General features: G+C 67.3%; 16 protein-coding genes. 5 read left to right on the forward strand and 11 right to left on the reverse strand.

The features are described from left to right. Positions 1-93: 93 nt before the first annotated feature. Entirely contained in the window at positions 94-576 is a 483-nt protein-coding gene (locus tag AC4AMJ_RS11670) for a DUF3499 domain-containing protein (protein ID WP_489896403.1), read from the reverse strand. Positions 577-702: 126 nt separating this feature from the next. Between AC4AMJ_RS11670 and AC4AMJ_RS11675 the strand changes: the two genes are divergently transcribed. Continuing rightward, positions 703-1,302 carry a metallopeptidase family protein gene (locus tag AC4AMJ_RS11675; RefSeq protein WP_489896404.1) on the forward strand — a complete coding sequence of 200 codons (600 nt, stop codon included), beginning with the start codon at positions 703-705 and terminating at the stop codon, positions 1,300-1,302. 132 nt (positions 1,303-1,434) lie between these two features. Here AC4AMJ_RS11675 and AC4AMJ_RS11680 read toward each other — a convergent pair whose 3' ends face one another. Next, complete coding sequence (locus tag AC4AMJ_RS11680) at positions 1,435-1,692, reverse strand: WhiB family transcriptional regulator (protein ID WP_489900968.1); 258 nt, start codon at positions 1,690-1,692, stop codon at positions 1,435-1,437. Between the two features lie 852 nt (positions 1,693-2,544). On the opposite strand from AC4AMJ_RS11680, the gene cofD reads away from it, so the two are divergent. From cofD to AC4AMJ_RS11695, 3 genes are read left to right on the forward strand one after another with little or no spacing between them, the layout of a single operon-like run. Beyond that, complete coding sequence (gene cofD, locus AC4AMJ_RS11685; protein ID WP_489918104.1) at positions 2,545-3,621, forward strand: 2-phospho-L-lactate transferase; 1,077 nt, start codon at positions 2,545-2,547, stop codon at positions 3,619-3,621. Beyond that, the gene (locus AC4AMJ_RS11690) at positions 3,618-4,973 is read left to right on the forward strand and encodes a coenzyme F420-0:L-glutamate ligase (RefSeq protein ID WP_489896405.1); all 1,356 of its coding nucleotides are present in this window, start codon (positions 3,618-3,620) and stop codon (positions 4,971-4,973) included. The genes cofD and AC4AMJ_RS11690 overlap by 4 nt, the downstream gene beginning before the upstream one ends. After that, positions 4,970-5,554, forward strand: coding sequence for an NUDIX hydrolase (locus AC4AMJ_RS11695; protein WP_489918105.1), 585 nt, complete (start codon positions 4,970-4,972; stop codon positions 5,552-5,554). Before AC4AMJ_RS11690 ends, AC4AMJ_RS11695 begins: the two co-directional genes overlap by 4 nt. An 11-nt stretch (positions 5,555-5,565) precedes the next feature. On the opposite strand, the gene glgC is transcribed toward AC4AMJ_RS11695, so the two are convergent. Beyond that, positions 5,566-6,780, reverse strand: coding sequence for a glucose-1-phosphate adenylyltransferase (gene glgC, locus AC4AMJ_RS11700; protein WP_489896407.1), 1,215 nt, complete (start codon positions 6,778-6,780; stop codon positions 5,566-5,568). Between the two features lie 112 nt (positions 6,781-6,892). Here glgC and glgA point away from each other — a divergent pair, with 112 nt between their 5' ends. Continuing rightward, the gene (gene glgA, locus AC4AMJ_RS11705; protein WP_489918106.1) at positions 6,893-8,059 is read left to right on the forward strand and encodes a glycogen synthase; all 1,167 of its coding nucleotides are present in this window, start codon (positions 6,893-6,895) and stop codon (positions 8,057-8,059) included. Here glgA and AC4AMJ_RS11710 read toward each other — a convergent pair. The 8 genes from AC4AMJ_RS11710 to AC4AMJ_RS11745 all read right to left on the reverse strand — a co-directional run bounded on the left by AC4AMJ_RS11710 (position 8,046) and on the right by AC4AMJ_RS11745 (position 14,879). Next, positions 8,046-8,951 (reverse strand): putative RNA methyltransferase, encoded by a 906-nt coding sequence (locus tag AC4AMJ_RS11710; RefSeq protein ID WP_489918418.1) that lies wholly within the window; start codon positions 8,949-8,951, stop codon positions 8,046-8,048. The genes glgA and AC4AMJ_RS11710 overlap by 14 nt on opposite strands. Then, positions 8,948-9,115 carry a DUF3117 domain-containing protein gene (locus AC4AMJ_RS11715; protein ID WP_004019232.1) on the reverse strand — a complete coding sequence of 56 codons (168 nt, stop codon included), beginning with the start codon at positions 9,113-9,115 and terminating at the stop codon, positions 8,948-8,950. The genes AC4AMJ_RS11710 and AC4AMJ_RS11715 overlap by 4 nt, the downstream gene beginning before the upstream one ends. Before the next feature lie 148 nt (positions 9,116-9,263). Next, a complete protein-coding gene (locus AC4AMJ_RS11720) occupies positions 9,264-9,596 on the reverse strand; it encodes a DivIVA domain-containing protein (protein ID WP_489918107.1) in 333 nt (110 codons plus the stop codon). A 49-nt stretch (positions 9,597-9,645) separates the two neighbouring features. After that, positions 9,646-10,689, reverse strand: a complete 1,044-nt coding sequence (locus tag AC4AMJ_RS11725) for a glucosyl-3-phosphoglycerate synthase (protein ID WP_489918108.1) — start codon at positions 10,687-10,689, stop codon at positions 9,646-9,648. Next, on the reverse strand, positions 10,686-11,549 hold the full coding sequence (gene folP, locus AC4AMJ_RS11730; protein WP_489896411.1) for a dihydropteroate synthase: 864 nt from the start codon (positions 11,547-11,549) through the stop codon (positions 10,686-10,688). Before folP ends, AC4AMJ_RS11725 begins: the two co-directional genes overlap by 4 nt. Before the next feature lie 115 nt (positions 11,550-11,664). Continuing rightward, positions 11,665-13,443, reverse strand: a complete 1,779-nt coding sequence (locus AC4AMJ_RS11735; protein ID WP_489896412.1) for a long-chain-acyl-CoA synthetase — start codon at positions 13,441-13,443, stop codon at positions 11,665-11,667. A 75-nt stretch (positions 13,444-13,518) separates the two neighbouring features. Beyond that, positions 13,519-14,055: an LOG family protein gene (locus AC4AMJ_RS11740; RefSeq protein WP_489896413.1), complete on the reverse strand. Its 537-nt coding sequence runs from the start codon at positions 14,053-14,055 to the stop codon at positions 13,519-13,521. After that, positions 14,052-14,879, reverse strand: a complete 828-nt coding sequence (locus tag AC4AMJ_RS11745; RefSeq protein WP_489896414.1) for an LOG family protein — start codon at positions 14,877-14,879, stop codon at positions 14,052-14,054. The genes AC4AMJ_RS11740 and AC4AMJ_RS11745 overlap by 4 nt, the downstream gene beginning before the upstream one ends. Positions 14,880-14,890 lie beyond the last annotated feature (11 nt).

Genomic DNA, 14,890 nt, shown 5'->3' on the forward strand with positions numbered 1-14,890 from the left:
TACCCTAGCCACGCGATCGGCCGACCGCGCGCACGCCTGTCACCACCGAAGGCCCCGTACACCCGGCACCGCGCCGATGGGGATGCCCCGGTCTCAGTCAATGGGGTCGGGCAGCACGCGCAGGTGACCGCGGCGGCCCGGTCGCGGACGTGCCGAATGCGGTGCCCGCCGCACGCCGCTGTCACCGGATGACGGTGTCTCCGTCCCCGACGCGGCGGGACGGTTCGAGCGATGGCGACCGGCCGGTGCCTCGTCGAGCCCGTCGAACAAATCGGGGAATCCCGGCGAGACGTCGACCCGATCGGCACCGCCGACCTCGCGCACCGCCTCGGCGAGCGCGGTCAACTCGTAATCCTCGGCGATCGGGGCGGAGAAGCCGCGCTCGCTGCGCAACATCTCCCAGCCACGGGGAACCGTGATCCGCCGCGCATGATCGTCACAGAGATCCCACGAGTGCGGCTCTGCACTACTGGCCAGTGGACCTATCACCGCCGTCGACTCCGCGTAGACGAAGGTCAGGGTAGCCACCGCGGAACGAGCGCAGCCGGGCCTGCAGCACTGTCGGGGAAGCTTCACGCAGTCGAGGTTATCCCCGGCGGCCGGTTCACGCCGGTGGCGACACGCATCCGTCGCGAAACCGGAGCCCCACGCACGACCGCGGCGTGGCGAATCCCCAGGGCAGACATGCCCTAGACTCGCGTCATGCGCTTCGATCCGCCACGACCCTCCCGTGGTCGCGCCGACGAACCTCGACCTCGTGCGCAGGATCCGAGAGGTCGGGCCACCGACGCGCGCGGGCGTGGGGGCGATCCGCGGCCGGCGACGACCCGGCGGCCGACGCGACTGGTCCGGATTCGTGATCGGCGCGGACGCGGACTGAGGTCTCCACTGCTGCCGCAATCGGTGCCGGCGTTCACGAGCAGGGCCGATTCGTTCGATGTGATCGCACTCGAGGCATTCGCGGAAATCGATGCCCGGTGGCACGATCAGCTGGCGGGTCTCGACATCGCGGTCGACGACATCCCACGAATGTTGCCGCGGGACCCGGATTCCATCCAGTGGCCCGACGAGGTCACCGCCGACGGCGCGATCCCCCTCGCCCGGCTCATCCCGGCGGGCATCGATGTCCACGGACACCCGACACGGGCCCAGATCATCCTGTTCCGGCGCCCCCTCGAGATCCGCGCCAAACGGGGCGCCGATCTCCTGGAGCTGGTTCACGAGGTGCTTGTCCAGCAGGTGGCCACGCACCTGGGCGTCGACGAGGACACCATCGACAACGGGCCCGACGACTCCGAGTGAGAGTCGCGGCACCCGCGCTGACAACGACACTGGCGCGGCCGACCGCCCACCCGCGAGCTCAGAGCTCGGGGACACCCCGCCCCGGCGATGGAGCGTCCGCCGTCGCGCCAGTCAGGTGATGACGCGCTCGAGTCAGATGATGCCGCGCTTCAGGCGGCGGCGTTCCCTCTCGGAGAGACCGCCCCAGATGCCGAATCGCTCGTCGTTGTGCAAGGCGTACTCCAGGCACTCCGACTTGACCTCGCATCCCTGACAGATGCGCTTGGCCTCGCGGGTCGACCCACCCTTCTCCGGGAAGAACGCCTCGGGGTCGGTCTGGGCACACAGCGCCCGGTCTTGCCACTGCTCTTCAATCGACTCGAAGAGATCATCGAAGTCGTTGGGCACCAAGGAAAGATGGCGCCTCTGCGGCCACGGTGAATTGTCGGACTGGTCGGCAGTGTCACCGCCCACAGCCGACGACATCAGTGAATCACCCGACGGCGCAAGCGGATTGACTCCCGCTTCGACGCCGGCCAGTTCATCTGCCCGACTGATCGGCAGTGCGACGCCGAAAGGATCGGAAACATTGCGTGGTTCAAGGGGATTGCCGATCGGGTTCTCAAAAGCCATCGTCGGCGCCTCCTAGCTCGAGAGTCTGTCAGTTTCAGTCAAACGGCAGCGCGGCCACCTCGCCGCTCCACCACATCTGCCCACACCATCGATCTTCACCGTAGTGCCTGGGGTACTCCAACCCGCCGGGTCATTCGAACGTATGATCGAAAGCGTTGTGCTCCATCGATTCTCGATCTCAAACCCAGAATGACACTGATGTGATTACACACGTGATGGGCCACTGCGGTCAAGTTAAACCGAAAGATTCCTTAATACCATCAGTCTCAAGAAGTCCCTCGGTTCGACACGGACACGGATCGAGGACATCAGCAATGTCACAGATCTGCGATCTCCTCCCCCGAAATCGCCTCCCATGGTAGCGAATCGGCCGTCGACTCCAACTTTCTCCCGCCGTCGGCCGCGCTGACCACCGTCGATGCATTTCGGCCACCGCGATCGACCCGCCCGATCGGTGGCCGCCGTGGTGTGTCCAGCCTCCTTGCGAGGTTCGGCGGAGTCGGTCGTCCGGGGGCAGCCGACTCGCCGATGGCATGAGCCGTCGTAACCGAGCACAACGCCGCCGAGGGGCCGCCGGCGAGCCCCAAGGCCGGCAAAGAGGCACCGGGGACATGCCCTAGAGTGAACGGGATGAAGGTGACGGTCCTCGTCGGCGGCGTCGGTGGCGCCCGCTTTTTGTCCGGTGTCCGGGAATTGCTCGGGGCCACGCCATTTCCCGACCCCGTCGAACCTGCCACCGACGGCGACTCCGGGCCCGATCAACCGGACGACCGAGAGCATTCGATCACCGCGATCGTCAACGTCGGAGACGACGCCTGGATGCACGGGGTACGGATCTGCCCCGACCTCGACACCTGCATGTACACCCTCGGTGGCGGTATCGATCGCGATCGCGGTTGGGGTCGTGTCGGCGAGACCTGGCACGCCAAGGAGGAACTGGCCGCCTACGGAGCCGACCCGGACTGGTTCGGCCTCGGCGACCGTGATCTGGCGACCCACCTCATCCGCACGCAGATGCTCGACGCGGGCTACCGATTGTCCGACGTGACCGCTGCCCTGAGCCGGCGCTGGCAACCCGGCGTCCGCCTGCTCCCGGCAACCGACGATCGGCACGAGACCCATGTGGTGGTGGCCAAACCCGACGGCGACGAAGGTGAGCGCGTCGCAATCCACTTCCAGGAGTGGTGGGTCCGACATCGCGCACAGATACCCACATTCGGCTTCGCTCAGGTCGGCTCCGACGACACAACGGCGGCCCCCGGCGTGGTGGAGGCGATCACCGAGGCCGACGTCGTCCTGTTCGCGCCGAGCAATCCCGTGGTCAGCATCGGCGCGATCGTCAGCGTGCCCGGAATCCGCAGCGCGCTGAGGACCACGTCGGCGCCCGTGGTGGGCATCTCCCCGGTCATCGACAACCGACCGCTGCGGGGAATGGCCGACGAATGTCTGTCGGTGATCGGCGTCGAGACCACGGCCGAGGCCATCGCGGCGCACTACGGCGCCCGTAGCGGCAACGGGGTCCTGGATGCCTGGCTGATCGCCGACGGCGACCACGGGGCCGTCGAGGGCATCACGGTGGACACCGCACCACTTCTGATGACCGACCCGGCGACGACCGCACAGATGGTTCGCGACGCCTGCGCCCTGGTGGGTGTGCCGATGCCGGATCACAACATCGGCGCCGCCTCGACGGGGACCGCGCGGTGACGACCGACCCACACCCCGACCACGGAACACGCGCCGCCCTGGAGATCCGCCCGGTGACCGGGCTCGGCGAGTTCGGCCCCGGTGTCGACGTGGCAACCGAACTGCTCGCGGCCGCGCCATGGCTCGCCGACGGTGACGTCGTGGTGGTGACCAGCAAGATCTTTTCCAAGGTCGAGGGCCGCATGGTCAGCGCCCCGACCGATCCCGATGAGCGGGATGCGCTGCGCCGTAAGCTGATCGCCGACGAGTCGGTCCGGGTCCTCGCCCGCAAGAACCGCACGTTGATCACCGAGAATCGCAACGGCCTGGTGCAGGCCGCGGCCGGTGTGGACGGGTCGAACGTGGCCACCGACCAGCTTGCCCTGCTGCCGCTCGATCCCGACGCCAGTGCGGCCGCACTGCGGCAGCGGATCGCCGAGATCGGTGGTCTCGAGGTGGCGGTGGTCGTCACCGACACCATGGGACGGGCGTGGCGCAACGGGCAGACCGACGTCGCCATCGGCTCGGCGGGCATCGCCGTGTCGCATCCCTACGACGGTTCGGTCGACGCGTATGGCAATCCGCTCATCGTGACCGACATCGCCGTTGCCGACGAGATCGCCGCCGCCGGGGATCTCGTCAAGGGCAAGCTCGGCGGTGTCCCCGTCGCCGTGGTGCGTGGTCTGTCACCGATCGACGACGGCTCCCGTGCCGCCGACCTCGTCCGCCCCGCGGCCGAGGACCTGTTCCGCCTCGGCACCGCCGAGGCGATCGACCTGGGTCGGCGGGAGGCACTGCTGACGCGCCGGTCGGTCCGCGCGTTCGCCCCCGGTCCGGTCGAACCCGAGGTCATGCACGCGGCATTCGCGGAGGCGCTCACGGCGCCGGCACCACATCACACCCATCCGGTCCGGTTCGTGTGGGTCCGCTCGTCGGATCGTCGCGTTCGTCTGCTGGACGAGATGGCACGCTCGTGGCGCACCGATCTCGAGAACGACGCCAAGTCGCCCGAATCGATCGTCAAGCGCCTTCGGCGCGGTCAGATCCTCTACGACGCACCCGAGTTGGTCATACCGTTCCTGGTGCCCGACGGGGCGCATGACTACCCCGACGAGCGGCGCAGAGCCGCGGAGCACACGATGTTCACGGTGGCCGCCGGCGGCGCCGTGTCGGCGCTGCTGGTCGCTCTGTCGGTCCGGGGAGTCGGGAGTTGCTGGGTCGGTTCGACGATCTTCGCCCCCGAGGTCGTCCGAGATGTACTGGATCTCGACGCCAGGTGGGAACCGTTGGGCGCCGTCGCGATCGGTCACCCACTCGACGCCGCGGGGACGCGGCCGCCGGCGAACACCGACGGCCTGGTGATCGAGCGATGAGCGCCGAATCACTGCACTCGTCGACGATCGCGACGCTGCGGTCATGGACGGCACCCGATGCCGAACAGGATTCGCTACGGCACACCTATCTGGCGTTCCTCGATGCGGCACGCGACGGGTGTCTGCGGGCGAGCGAACCCGGACACATCACGGCGTCCGCGATCGTGTTCGACGCCACGCTGACGCATGTCCTGCTGACGCTGCATCCCCGGGTGGGCAGATGGATTCAGCTCGGCGGTCATTGCGAGGAGTCCGACGAGTCCCTGCGCGACGCCGCCACCCGCGAGGCCCGGGAGGAGTCCGGGATCGCGGCCCTGCAACTCGCGACCGGGCCGGTGCATCTGCACACCCATCCGATCACCTGTTCGCTGGGGGTTCCCACTCGTCACCTCGATGTCCGGTTCGCGGCGATGGCCGCCCCGACACCGAACGGGGACCCGCCACCGATCGTGCGTAGTGACGAGTCCGTCGATCTCGCCTGGTGGCCGGTGGACGACCTGCCGGAGAACACCGACACGATCGATGTGCCCGTGCTGATCGAGCGCGGGCTCGAGGCCTGCCGGGCCGGTAACGCCCGGTAGCCGAGGTCCGCTCAGACCCGGATGCCCTTCCCGACGGTGACGACACCCCCGCCGCTGACCGAGAATCGTTCGCGGTCGGCCTCGGCGTCGACGCCGAGTTGCACGCCTTCGCCGACCACCACGTTCTTGTCCAGGATCGCGTGCCGGACCACGGCTCCCTTGCCGACCCGCACGCCCGGCATCAGGACGCTGCCCTCGACGATCGCGCCGTCCTCGATCACCACGTTCGCCGACAACACCGAGTCGCTCACCGTCCCGGCCGAGACGATGCAGCCCGCGCCCACCACCGAGTCCTGCGCGGTCCCGCCCTGCACGAACTTCGCCGGGGGCAGGTTCACGGTCTCGCCCCGGATCGGCCAGCGGCGGTTGTAGAGATTGAAGACGGGATGGACCGAGACGAGATCCATGTGGGCGTCATAGAACGCATCCAGTGTCCCGACGTCGCGCCAGTACCCCTTGTCGCGCTCGGTCTCCCCGGGCACCTCGTTGTCCTTGAAGTCGTAGACGTAGGCCCGGTCACGTCGGACGAAAGCGGGAATGATGTCGCCGCCCATGTCGTGGTCGGAGTCCGAGTCGGCCGCGTCGGCCCGGATGGCATCGACGAGCGCTTCCGTCGTGAACACATAGTTGCCCATGGACGCGAAGGTCACGTCGGGATCATCGGGTGTCCCGGGCGGGTCGCTCGGCTTCTCCAGGAATCGCGTGATGCGGCCGGCCTCGTCGGAATCGATGCACCCGAACGCCGTTGCCTCGGCACGCGGCACGCGGATCCCGGCGACGGTGACGTCGGCGCCGGACGCGATGTGCGCCTCGACCATCTGTGACGGGTCCATCCGGTACACGTGGTCGGCGCCGAACACGACGATGTAGTCGGGCTGCTCGTCGGTGATCAGATTCATCGACTGGAAGATGGCGTCGGCACTGCCCGTGTACCACCGCGGACCGAGTCTCTGCTGCGCCGGCACGGGCGTGATGTACTCGCCGTGGAACCCGGAGGAGAACCAGGTCTGCGAGATGTGCCGGTCGAGCGAATGGGACTTGTATTGCGTGAGAACGCAGATGCGTTCGTACCCGGCGTTCACGAGGTTGGACAGGACAAAGTCGATGAGGCGATAGGAGCCGCCGAACGGCACCGCCGGTTTCGCACGATCCATCGTCAGGGGGTACAGGCGCTTCCCCTCGCCGCCTGCGAGAACAATTCCGAGCACGTGCGCCTGTGATCTCACAATCTCCAACTTAACGGTCATCGATCGTCGGGGCTAGGTGAATCGCACCCTCCCGCCACCGAGTTTGCGGCACCGATGGCGAAGTCGGGGCGATAAGGTTAGCGTCGAGGCCATGAGGGTGGCGATGATGACCCGGGAATATCCACCCGAGGTGTACGGCGGTGCCGGCGTACACGTCACCGAACTCGTTCGGCACCTACGCGCCTTGGCCACCGTCGACGTGCACTGCATGGGCCGCGAGCGTGAGACCGCCCAGGTCTATCAGCCCGATCCGGGCCTGGCCGGCACCAATCCGGCGATCACGACCCTGTCGACCGATCTTCGGATGGCGATGGGTTCGGAGGGCGCCGACCTCGTGCACTCGCACACCTGGTACGCGGGCCTGGCCGGCCACCTCGCCGGCCAACTGTTCGGCGTGCCCCATGTCCTGACCGCTCATTCCCTGGAGCCGATGCGCCCGTGGAAGGCCGAGCAACTCGGCGGCGGCTATCGGGTGTCGAGCTGGGTCGAGAAGAACTCGATCGAATACGCCGACGCGGTGATCGCCGTCAGTTCCGGGATGCGTACCGATGTGTGCAACACCTATCCACGTGTCGACCCCGAGCGGGTTCATGTGGTGCGCAACGGTATCGACACCTCGTCCTGGTATCCCGTGGAGGACCCGTTCGGCCCGGAATCGGCGCTGACACGGCTGGGGGTGGATCCGGGGCGGCCGATCGTCGCGTTCGTCGGGCGCATCACCCGCCAGAAGGGCGTCGCACATCTGGTCGCCGCGGCGCATCATTTCGACCCCGAGATCCAGTTGGTGCTCTGCGCCGGAGCGCCGGACACCCCGGAGATCGGCGCCGAGATCGAGGGCGCCGTCACCGAACTCGCCGCGTCACGCGATGGCGTGTACTGGGTCCGAGACATGCTCAGCCAACCGCGAATTCGCGAAATTCTCACCGCAGCAACAGTTTTCCTGTGCCCGTCGATCTACGAGCCACTCGGGATCGTCAATCTCGAGGCGATGGCGTGCGGCACCGCGGTGGTCGCGTCGGCGGTCGGCGGAATTCCCGAGGTCGTCCGCGACGAGGTCAGTGGACGGCTGGTGGCCTATGACCCGGTCGATCCCCGAGGGTTCGAGATGGGACTCGCCGAGGCAGTCAATGCGGTGGTCGGCGATCCGGCGGCCGCGCAGGCCATGGGCAGCGCGGGCAGAGAACGCGCCGAGTCGGAGTTCTCGTGGGCGTCGATCGCCGAGCAGACGCTCGAGGTCTACCGGATCACCCTGCGCTGACCTCGCGTCTGTCCTGTGGCCGGCAGGTCGTGACCGTGACCGACACGGTCAGATCGATTGTGCTGCCCGCGGCGAGCGACTGGGCCGCAGACCGGATCTGCGCCTCTGAGCGGTGAAACGCGGACGGCCCCATGGCGACGACGTCCGCGATCACCGCGGCGTCCACCGCGTGGGACCGCCGTACGACGCTCTCCTCGACGACGGTGAAGTCCTCGGCGAGGGCGGTGTGCAGACGCTGGTCTTTGTTCTCGCCGACGGTGAGCATGCCCATCGGGCCGATGATCTCGGCCAGGTGATCGGGGTTGGGCGTCACCACCACCATCACCCCGGCGGGGGCCAGGATCCGCGCGAACTCGCTCAGGTTGCGTGGTGAGAACACCGACAGCACAACACCGATGGCTCCCGAGCGGACCGGTAGCGGGCGCCAGACATCGGCGACCACGGCGGCGGCACGGGGATGGGACCGCGCGATCGTGCGGGCGCAGTACTTCGACAGATCGAGCCCGATGCCACGCATCTCGTCACGTCGATCGAGGGTGGCGCGGAGATAGTGGCCGGTTCCGGCCCCCGCATCGAGGACCATGTCCGGCCCCCCGGTGGCGATGGTGGCCTCCACCGTGTCGGCGACGGCCTCGGCCACCGGATCGAACAGGCCGACCTCATGGACCCGACGCCGGGCCGCGACCATCGGCCCGGTGTCGGAGAGGTGGGCCGTCGACCGACCGTCGAGGAGTGAGACATATCCCTGCCGGGCGATGTCGAATCGATGAGACGCCGCGCAGCTCAGCGACCGATCGTCGGCGGTGACCGAAAGGCCGGCGGAGCAGACCGGACACCACAGCGCGGATTCGACGTCACGCAGGCCTCGGCCCGAATACCCCTCTGTGCTCAGCCGGTGACCCCGCGCAGTTCCTCACCCAATGCCGCGGCCTCGTCGGCGGTCAGCTCGACGACCAGACGTCCCCCGCCCTCGATCGGAATCCGGACAACGATTCCACGTCCTTCCTTGGCCGCTTCGAGGGGGCCGTCCCCAGTACGTGGCTTCATTGCCGCCATTCTCGAACTCCCTTCAGAGCATCCGCCACACGATGTGGAACGACACCTGGAGCATCGGTCGAAAATGCTGCAAGCGCCAGGACAATGATACGTGGTGGCCGGGTCCGCCCCTGCGCACACGTGCGCGAACGTGTCGTGTCCCGCCCGGTCACCGTCGGCCGGGTTCGCCTCCGGTGGCCGGGGAATCGGCGTCCTCGCGTGCCTGCAGGTCGAGCACGACGGCACGGAGTTCGTCGAGTTCGCGGGCGAGTTTCTCCATGGCCCAGTCGACCTCGGCGGGTGCATAGCCGCGCACTGTCTGCCGGAAGACCAGCGCGCGGACGTGGGCACCGGTGATACCGGCGCGCGGCAGACGCGTCAGGGTGGTCCCACGCTCCAGCGGCGGAAGATCCTCGCCACGGCCGAAGACGAACCACACCAGGGCGAAGACTGCGACCACCACCACGGCCATGATCAGCAGATACAGCAGCATCGTCTGCATGGCACCCATAGTGGCAGACGGACGCCACAACCACGTCAGCGCGGCAGCGTCAGGATGCCATCTCCGCGTCACCGGACTCAGCGGTGAGGATGCTGTCCATCGGCGGACGGTCTTCGAGGTAGACCTCGGTGGTGTGCGGTGTGAACGATCCGTCCGGCTCCGCTGTGAACTGGGTCAGACCCACACCCGAGTCCTCGATCCCGCAGCGGCGCATCAAGGTCCCGACGATCTGTCGGCTCATCACACCCAATTCGATCAGCGGACGATTCCGATGGGTCCGCACCCCGAGGTTCACCTGACCGATGCCCTGGAGTCCGTAGCGGTCGAAGGTGTCGATCAGCAGTCCGATCTCGACGCCGTAACCGGGTGCGAAGGGCACCGACGAGAGCAGCTCACGGGTACCGGCGTACTCGCCGCCGAGCGGTTGCAGCACGCCGGTCAGATCCGGCCGCTGGGAGGCCAACAGCGGACGCGCGACGAGCTCGGTGACCCGGCCGCCGCCGTTGGCGTCGTGTTGACCGCCGGTGCGCAGCGGGCGTCGGTAGTAGCCCTTCACGAGCTGGATCCTCGGATCGATCAACAGCGGTCCGAGCATCTTGGGCACGAACATGGGGTCCGGGTCGATCAGGTCGGAGTCGACGAACGCGATGATGTCGCCGGTCGCCACGGCGATCGACCGCCACAGCACCTCACCCTTGCCCTTCACGGGCTCGAGTTCGGGCACCGCGTCCTCTCGGCTGACGACCGTCGCTCCGGCGGCCTCCGCGCGCTCCGCGGTGGCGTCGGTGGACCCGGAGTCCACGACGATCAGTTCGTCCACGAGGGTCCCGTACAGCGGCCGGATCGAGGCGATGACATCGGCCACCGTCTCCTCCTCGTTGAGCGCGGGCAGAACGACCGACACGGTCCGGCCGTTCTTGGCGGCGACGAGTTCGTCGATCGTCCAGTCGGGCTGCTCCCAGGTGTTCGTGGCCGCCCACTGCTGTTTGGCCCCCAACGTGTCGGCGGGTGTCGGCCAGATGGTCGTCTTGTCGCGATTGTTGGTGACGGTCGCCTTGCGACGCGCCTGGGTTCGACGTACCTGTTCGGTCATGCGAGTCCCCTGACTGTTCGGGCGGGCGGTCGTGTCCCCGCGATGGCAGCGACCATGTCGACCACGCGGCGGGTGGCGGCAACTTCGTGGACGCGAAAGATCCGTGCGCCTGCGGCGGCGCTCAGAGCGGTCGCGGCCAAGGTTCCCTCCAGCCGGTCGTCGAGGTCCACACCCAGAGTCTCCCCTACAAAGTCCTTGTTGCTCAGCGCCATAAGCACTGGCCAGCCGGTATTAACAAGAACGTTCACCTGACGTAACAAGGCGAGCCCGTGATGGGTGTTCTTGCCAAAATCATGTGTCGGATCGATCACGATCGAATCACGCGCGACCCCCGCCTCGACGGCCCGATCGGCCGCTGCGGTGACATCGGCCACAACATCGGCGACGACATCGCGGTAGGCGACACGGTGCGGGCGGGTGCGCACGGTGGCCCCACCGGTGTGCGAGCACACGATCCCGGCGCCGCGCGCCGCCGCCACCTTCACCAGATCCGCGTCGAAGCCGGCCCAGGTGTCGTTGATCAGATCGGCACCCGCGTCGCAGGCCCGCTCGGCCACCTCGCTGCGCCACGTGTCCACGCTGATGAGGACGCCGGGAAACCGGTCACGGATCCACCCGATCATCGGGACCACCCGTTCGGTCTCGGTGGAGGCGTCCACCTCGTCGCCCGGCCCGGCCTTCACGCCGCCGACGTCGATGATGTCGGCACCCTCTGCGACAACCTGTTCGATCCGCGCCTGTGCGGCGGTGTCGGTGAAGCTCGCGCCTTTGTCGTAGAAGGAGTCAGGTGTCCGATTGACGATGGCCATGACCAGAGCGCGGTCGGTGGCGACGGGTTTGCCGCACAACGTCGAGAGCATGGCTCCCAGGGTAACGAGGGGCCTGCACCCGGCCCTCCGCTGCGCTCGTCACCCACTCGACGACCGGCAACCCGGACACCTCCGCGCGCTCGGCATCCGCCGAGAACCGGAAGGCTCAGCCTTTCGGTGCCTTCGCGTTCGCCACGTCGGCCGGATAGTCGTCGTAGAAGTCGACGTATCCCTTCTCGCGACCTGCCAACACGTACACCGGGTCGCCATCGGTCTTGTCGAATCCCTGGTCGCGGAGCTCGACCTTGCGGCTCTTGAAGGTGGAGGTCTGTTCGAAGTCGTCGACGACCCGGATGAACAACGGCACCGCGTAGGACGGCAGATGGTCGTGGAGATGGTCGGCGAGCTTCGCGGGATCGAGTTCGGCGCCGTCGCGCACCTTGACCGCCGCCATCCCCGCCTTGCCGTCCGCTCCCTCGACCTCGACGCCGTAGACGACGGACTGGGCGATCTGACCGAACGAGTCCAGCGCCCCCTCGACCTCGGTGGTGGCGACGTTCTCACCCTTCCAGCGGAAGGTGTCGCCCAGGCGGTCGACGAATGCGATGTGCGCGAATCCCTGGTCGCGCACCAGGTCACCGGAGTTGAAATAGGCGTCGCCGTCCTTGAAGGCGTCTCGGATCACTTTCTTCTCGGTGGCCTCGGCGTCGGTGTAGCCGTCGAGCGGCACCCGTTCACTGATCTCCGCGATCAACAATCCGGTACCGCCCCTGCCCACTTCGGTCAGGCGCCCGGTTTCGTCGCGCCGGGGTTCACCGTCGTCGTCGTACTCGACGATCTTGTGCGGGAGCGGGCAGAAGCCTGCGGTGCGTTTGACACTGAAGGCGTTGACGAATGCGAGATTCAGTTCGCTGGCGCCGTAGAACTCGACGATGCGCTCGATGCCGAATCGCTCGGCGAACTCGTCCCAGATCTCGGCCCGCATCCCGTTGCCGATGATCACCCTGACGGCATGCTGCCGGTCGGTGGGTTTCTCCGGCTGCGCCAGCAGATAGCGACACAGCTCGCCGATGTAGCAGAACGCCGTCGCCCGGTTGAGGATGACGTCATCCCAGAACTTGGATGCCGAGAACGATCGGCCGATCGCGATACAGGCACCCGAGGCCAGCACCGAGCCGAGCGACACCGACAACGCGTTGTTGTGGTACAGCGGCAGCGGGACGTACATGGTGTCGCTGTGGCGCAGTCGGACCGCGAGGCCGCCGATGCCGGAGAGATTGGCCAGCCATCTGTTGTGGCTCATCACGCTGGCCTTGGGCATGCCGGTGGTGCCCGACGTGAAGATGTAGAACGCCTTCGTCGACGCCGGCAGGCTCGCGGTGACGGCGGGGTTCTCCTCCGATCGCCCCTCGGCCGCGCCGTCGAACTCCGCGAAGTCGAAGACGTGCCGGGGAAGTACGTCGGCAGGGATCGACTCGAACGCCTCGGCGCAGTCCGGGTCGTGCACGAGCACTTTGGCATCGAGCAGAGATACGCTGTGCGACAGAACTTTTCCGCGCTGATTGTAGTTCAGCATGCCGGCGACGGCGCCCAGTTTGACCGTGGCCAGCATCAGCATCAGGTCCGTCGGATTGTTCTTGGACAGGATGGCGACCACATCGCCGGATCCGACGCCGTTGTCGGTGAGCAGTGCGGCGTACCGGTTGACCCGACGATTGACCTCGCCGTAGGTCACCGAACGTCCCTCGAAGCGGATGAACGGACGATCGGGATGGGCCGCGGCAAGCTTCTGGAAGACCGATCCGATCGTCCGCTTGGCCTCCGGCGGTCGGTGGACGAGGCCCGATGCGTGCTTGATCATGTTCGGCGCATCAGGCGCCATCTTGATCACGCCTCGGATCAGATCGGTCAGACCCACGGCCTCCTGAGTGTCGTTGCTCGGCATCAAACCCCACATCCTCGTGTTCGCACTGGTCGAGAGCATTCTGACAACGCGCGTTGACGGACTGCTCGCCCCACCTTACCGAGCAGTAGCAAACTCGATGGCCTTTGGTATGGAATCGGTGACGAGGAGCCGGTCCAGCGCGCGCTGGGCGACGAAGCCCCGTCCACGCAGATCGTCCAGCCAGGACAGCAGCGGCTCGTAGAACTCGAACGGGTCGAGGAGCACGACCGGCTTCGCGTGCATGCCCAGGACTCCGCCGGTCCAGGTCTCGAAGAGTTCCTCGAGCGTCCCGATGCCGCCGGGGAGCGTGATGAAACCGTCGGCCCGTTCGTCCATCAGTCGCTTGCGTTCGCGCATGGTCTCGGTGACCACCAGCTCGTCGGCTCCCAGATCGGCGACCTCGCGTTCCATCAGCGCTCGCGGGATGATGCCCACCGTCGAGCCCCCGGCCGCCCGCGCGGCCTCGGCCAGCGCACCCATCATCGAGATGTTGCCGCCACCGGAGACCACGGTGTGTCCCTCGGCCGCCAGTGCGGCACCCAGCTCGGCCGCGAGATCGAGGTACTCGCCGGCGACCGGTCCCGACGCGCAGTAGACACAGATCGCGCTCATCGACCGGCCCGTCCCGACGCGGCGGCGGCGATGATGTCGACCGCCTCCGACGGCTCGTCCACGACGTAGAGCAGGTCGAGGTCGTCGGTGGAGATCATCTTCTTGGCCAGGAGCACATCACGCATCCAGCCGACGAGACCGGCCCAGTGGTCGCGTCCGATGAGCACGATCGGGAACCTGACCACCTTCTTCGTCTGTACCAGCGTCAACGCCTCGAACATCTCATCCAGCGTGCCGAAGCCGCCCGGGAGGCAGACGAACGCTTGTGCGTATTTGACGAACATGGTCTTACGAACGAAGAAGTAGCGGAAATGCATGCCGACATCCACCCACTCGTTGAGGTGCTGCTCGAACGGCAACTCGATGTTGAGGCCGATGGACTGTGCATCGGTGTCCCAGGCTCCTCGGTTGGCGGCCTCCATCGCGCCCGGTCCTCCCCCGGTGATCACCGCGTAGCCGGCCTCACCGAGTGCCCGGCCGAGCCGGACGGCGAGGTCGTAGTCGTCGCTGCCGGGGACGAGTCGCGCCGAGCCGAAGACCGTGACCGCCTCGGCCACCTCGCTCATCGCGTCGAAACCGGCGACGAATTCGGACTGGATCCGCAGTACGCGCCACGCATCCCGCGTGGTCCGTTCGGCCCGCAGATCCTTGTCCCGTGGGTCGACCCACTCCAGGAGTCTGCGATCGGTGGTCGGACCCGCATCACCGGGCTCACGAATGACTCGGACGGGACCGACGTAACAGGTCTCCAGATCGGATGTGGCCGGAACGTCGGCGCGATGTCGACCCGGCTCGGCGGCGGGATCGGAATGCGTGTCGGACATGCCTTCACGCT

It is taken from the genome of Gordonia sp. LMA484 (assembly GCF_058129505.1).

Coding starts and splice junctions, on each gene's coding strand:
- AC4AMJ_RS11675 (WP_489896404.1), top strand. CDS start 703: ATGCGCTTCGATCCGCCACGACCCTCCCGTGGTCGCGCCGACGAACCT.
- cofD (WP_489918104.1), top strand. CDS start 2,545: ATGAAGGTGACGGTCCTCGTCGGCGGCGTCGGTGGCGCCCGCTTTTTG.
- AC4AMJ_RS11695 (WP_489918105.1), top strand. CDS start 4,970: ATGAGCGCCGAATCACTGCACTCGTCGACGATCGCGACGCTGCGGTCA.
- glgA (WP_489918106.1), top strand. CDS start 6,893: ATGAGGGTGGCGATGATGACCCGGGAATATCCACCCGAGGTGTACGGC.
- AC4AMJ_RS11715 (WP_004019232.1), bottom strand. CDS start 9,115: ATGGCGGCAATGAAGCCACGTACTGGGGACGGCCCCCTCGAAGCGGCC.
- AC4AMJ_RS11720 (WP_489918107.1), bottom strand. CDS start 9,596: ATGCAGACGATGCTGCTGTATCTGCTGATCATGGCCGTGGTGGTGGTC.
- AC4AMJ_RS11725 (WP_489918108.1), bottom strand. CDS start 10,689: ATGACCGAACAGGTACGTCGAACCCAGGCGCGTCGCAAGGCGACCGTC.
- folP (WP_489896411.1), bottom strand. CDS start 11,549: ATGCTCTCGACGTTGTGCGGCAAACCCGTCGCCACCGACCGCGCTCTG.
- AC4AMJ_RS11735 (WP_489896412.1), bottom strand. CDS start 13,443: ATGCCGAGCAACGACACTCAGGAGGCCGTGGGTCTGACCGATCTGATC.
- AC4AMJ_RS11740 (WP_489896413.1), bottom strand. CDS start 14,055: ATGAGCGCGATCTGTGTCTACTGCGCGTCGGGACCGGTCGCCGGCGAG.
- AC4AMJ_RS11745 (WP_489896414.1), bottom strand. CDS start 14,879: ATGTCCGACACGCATTCCGATCCCGCCGCCGAGCCGGGTCGACATCGC.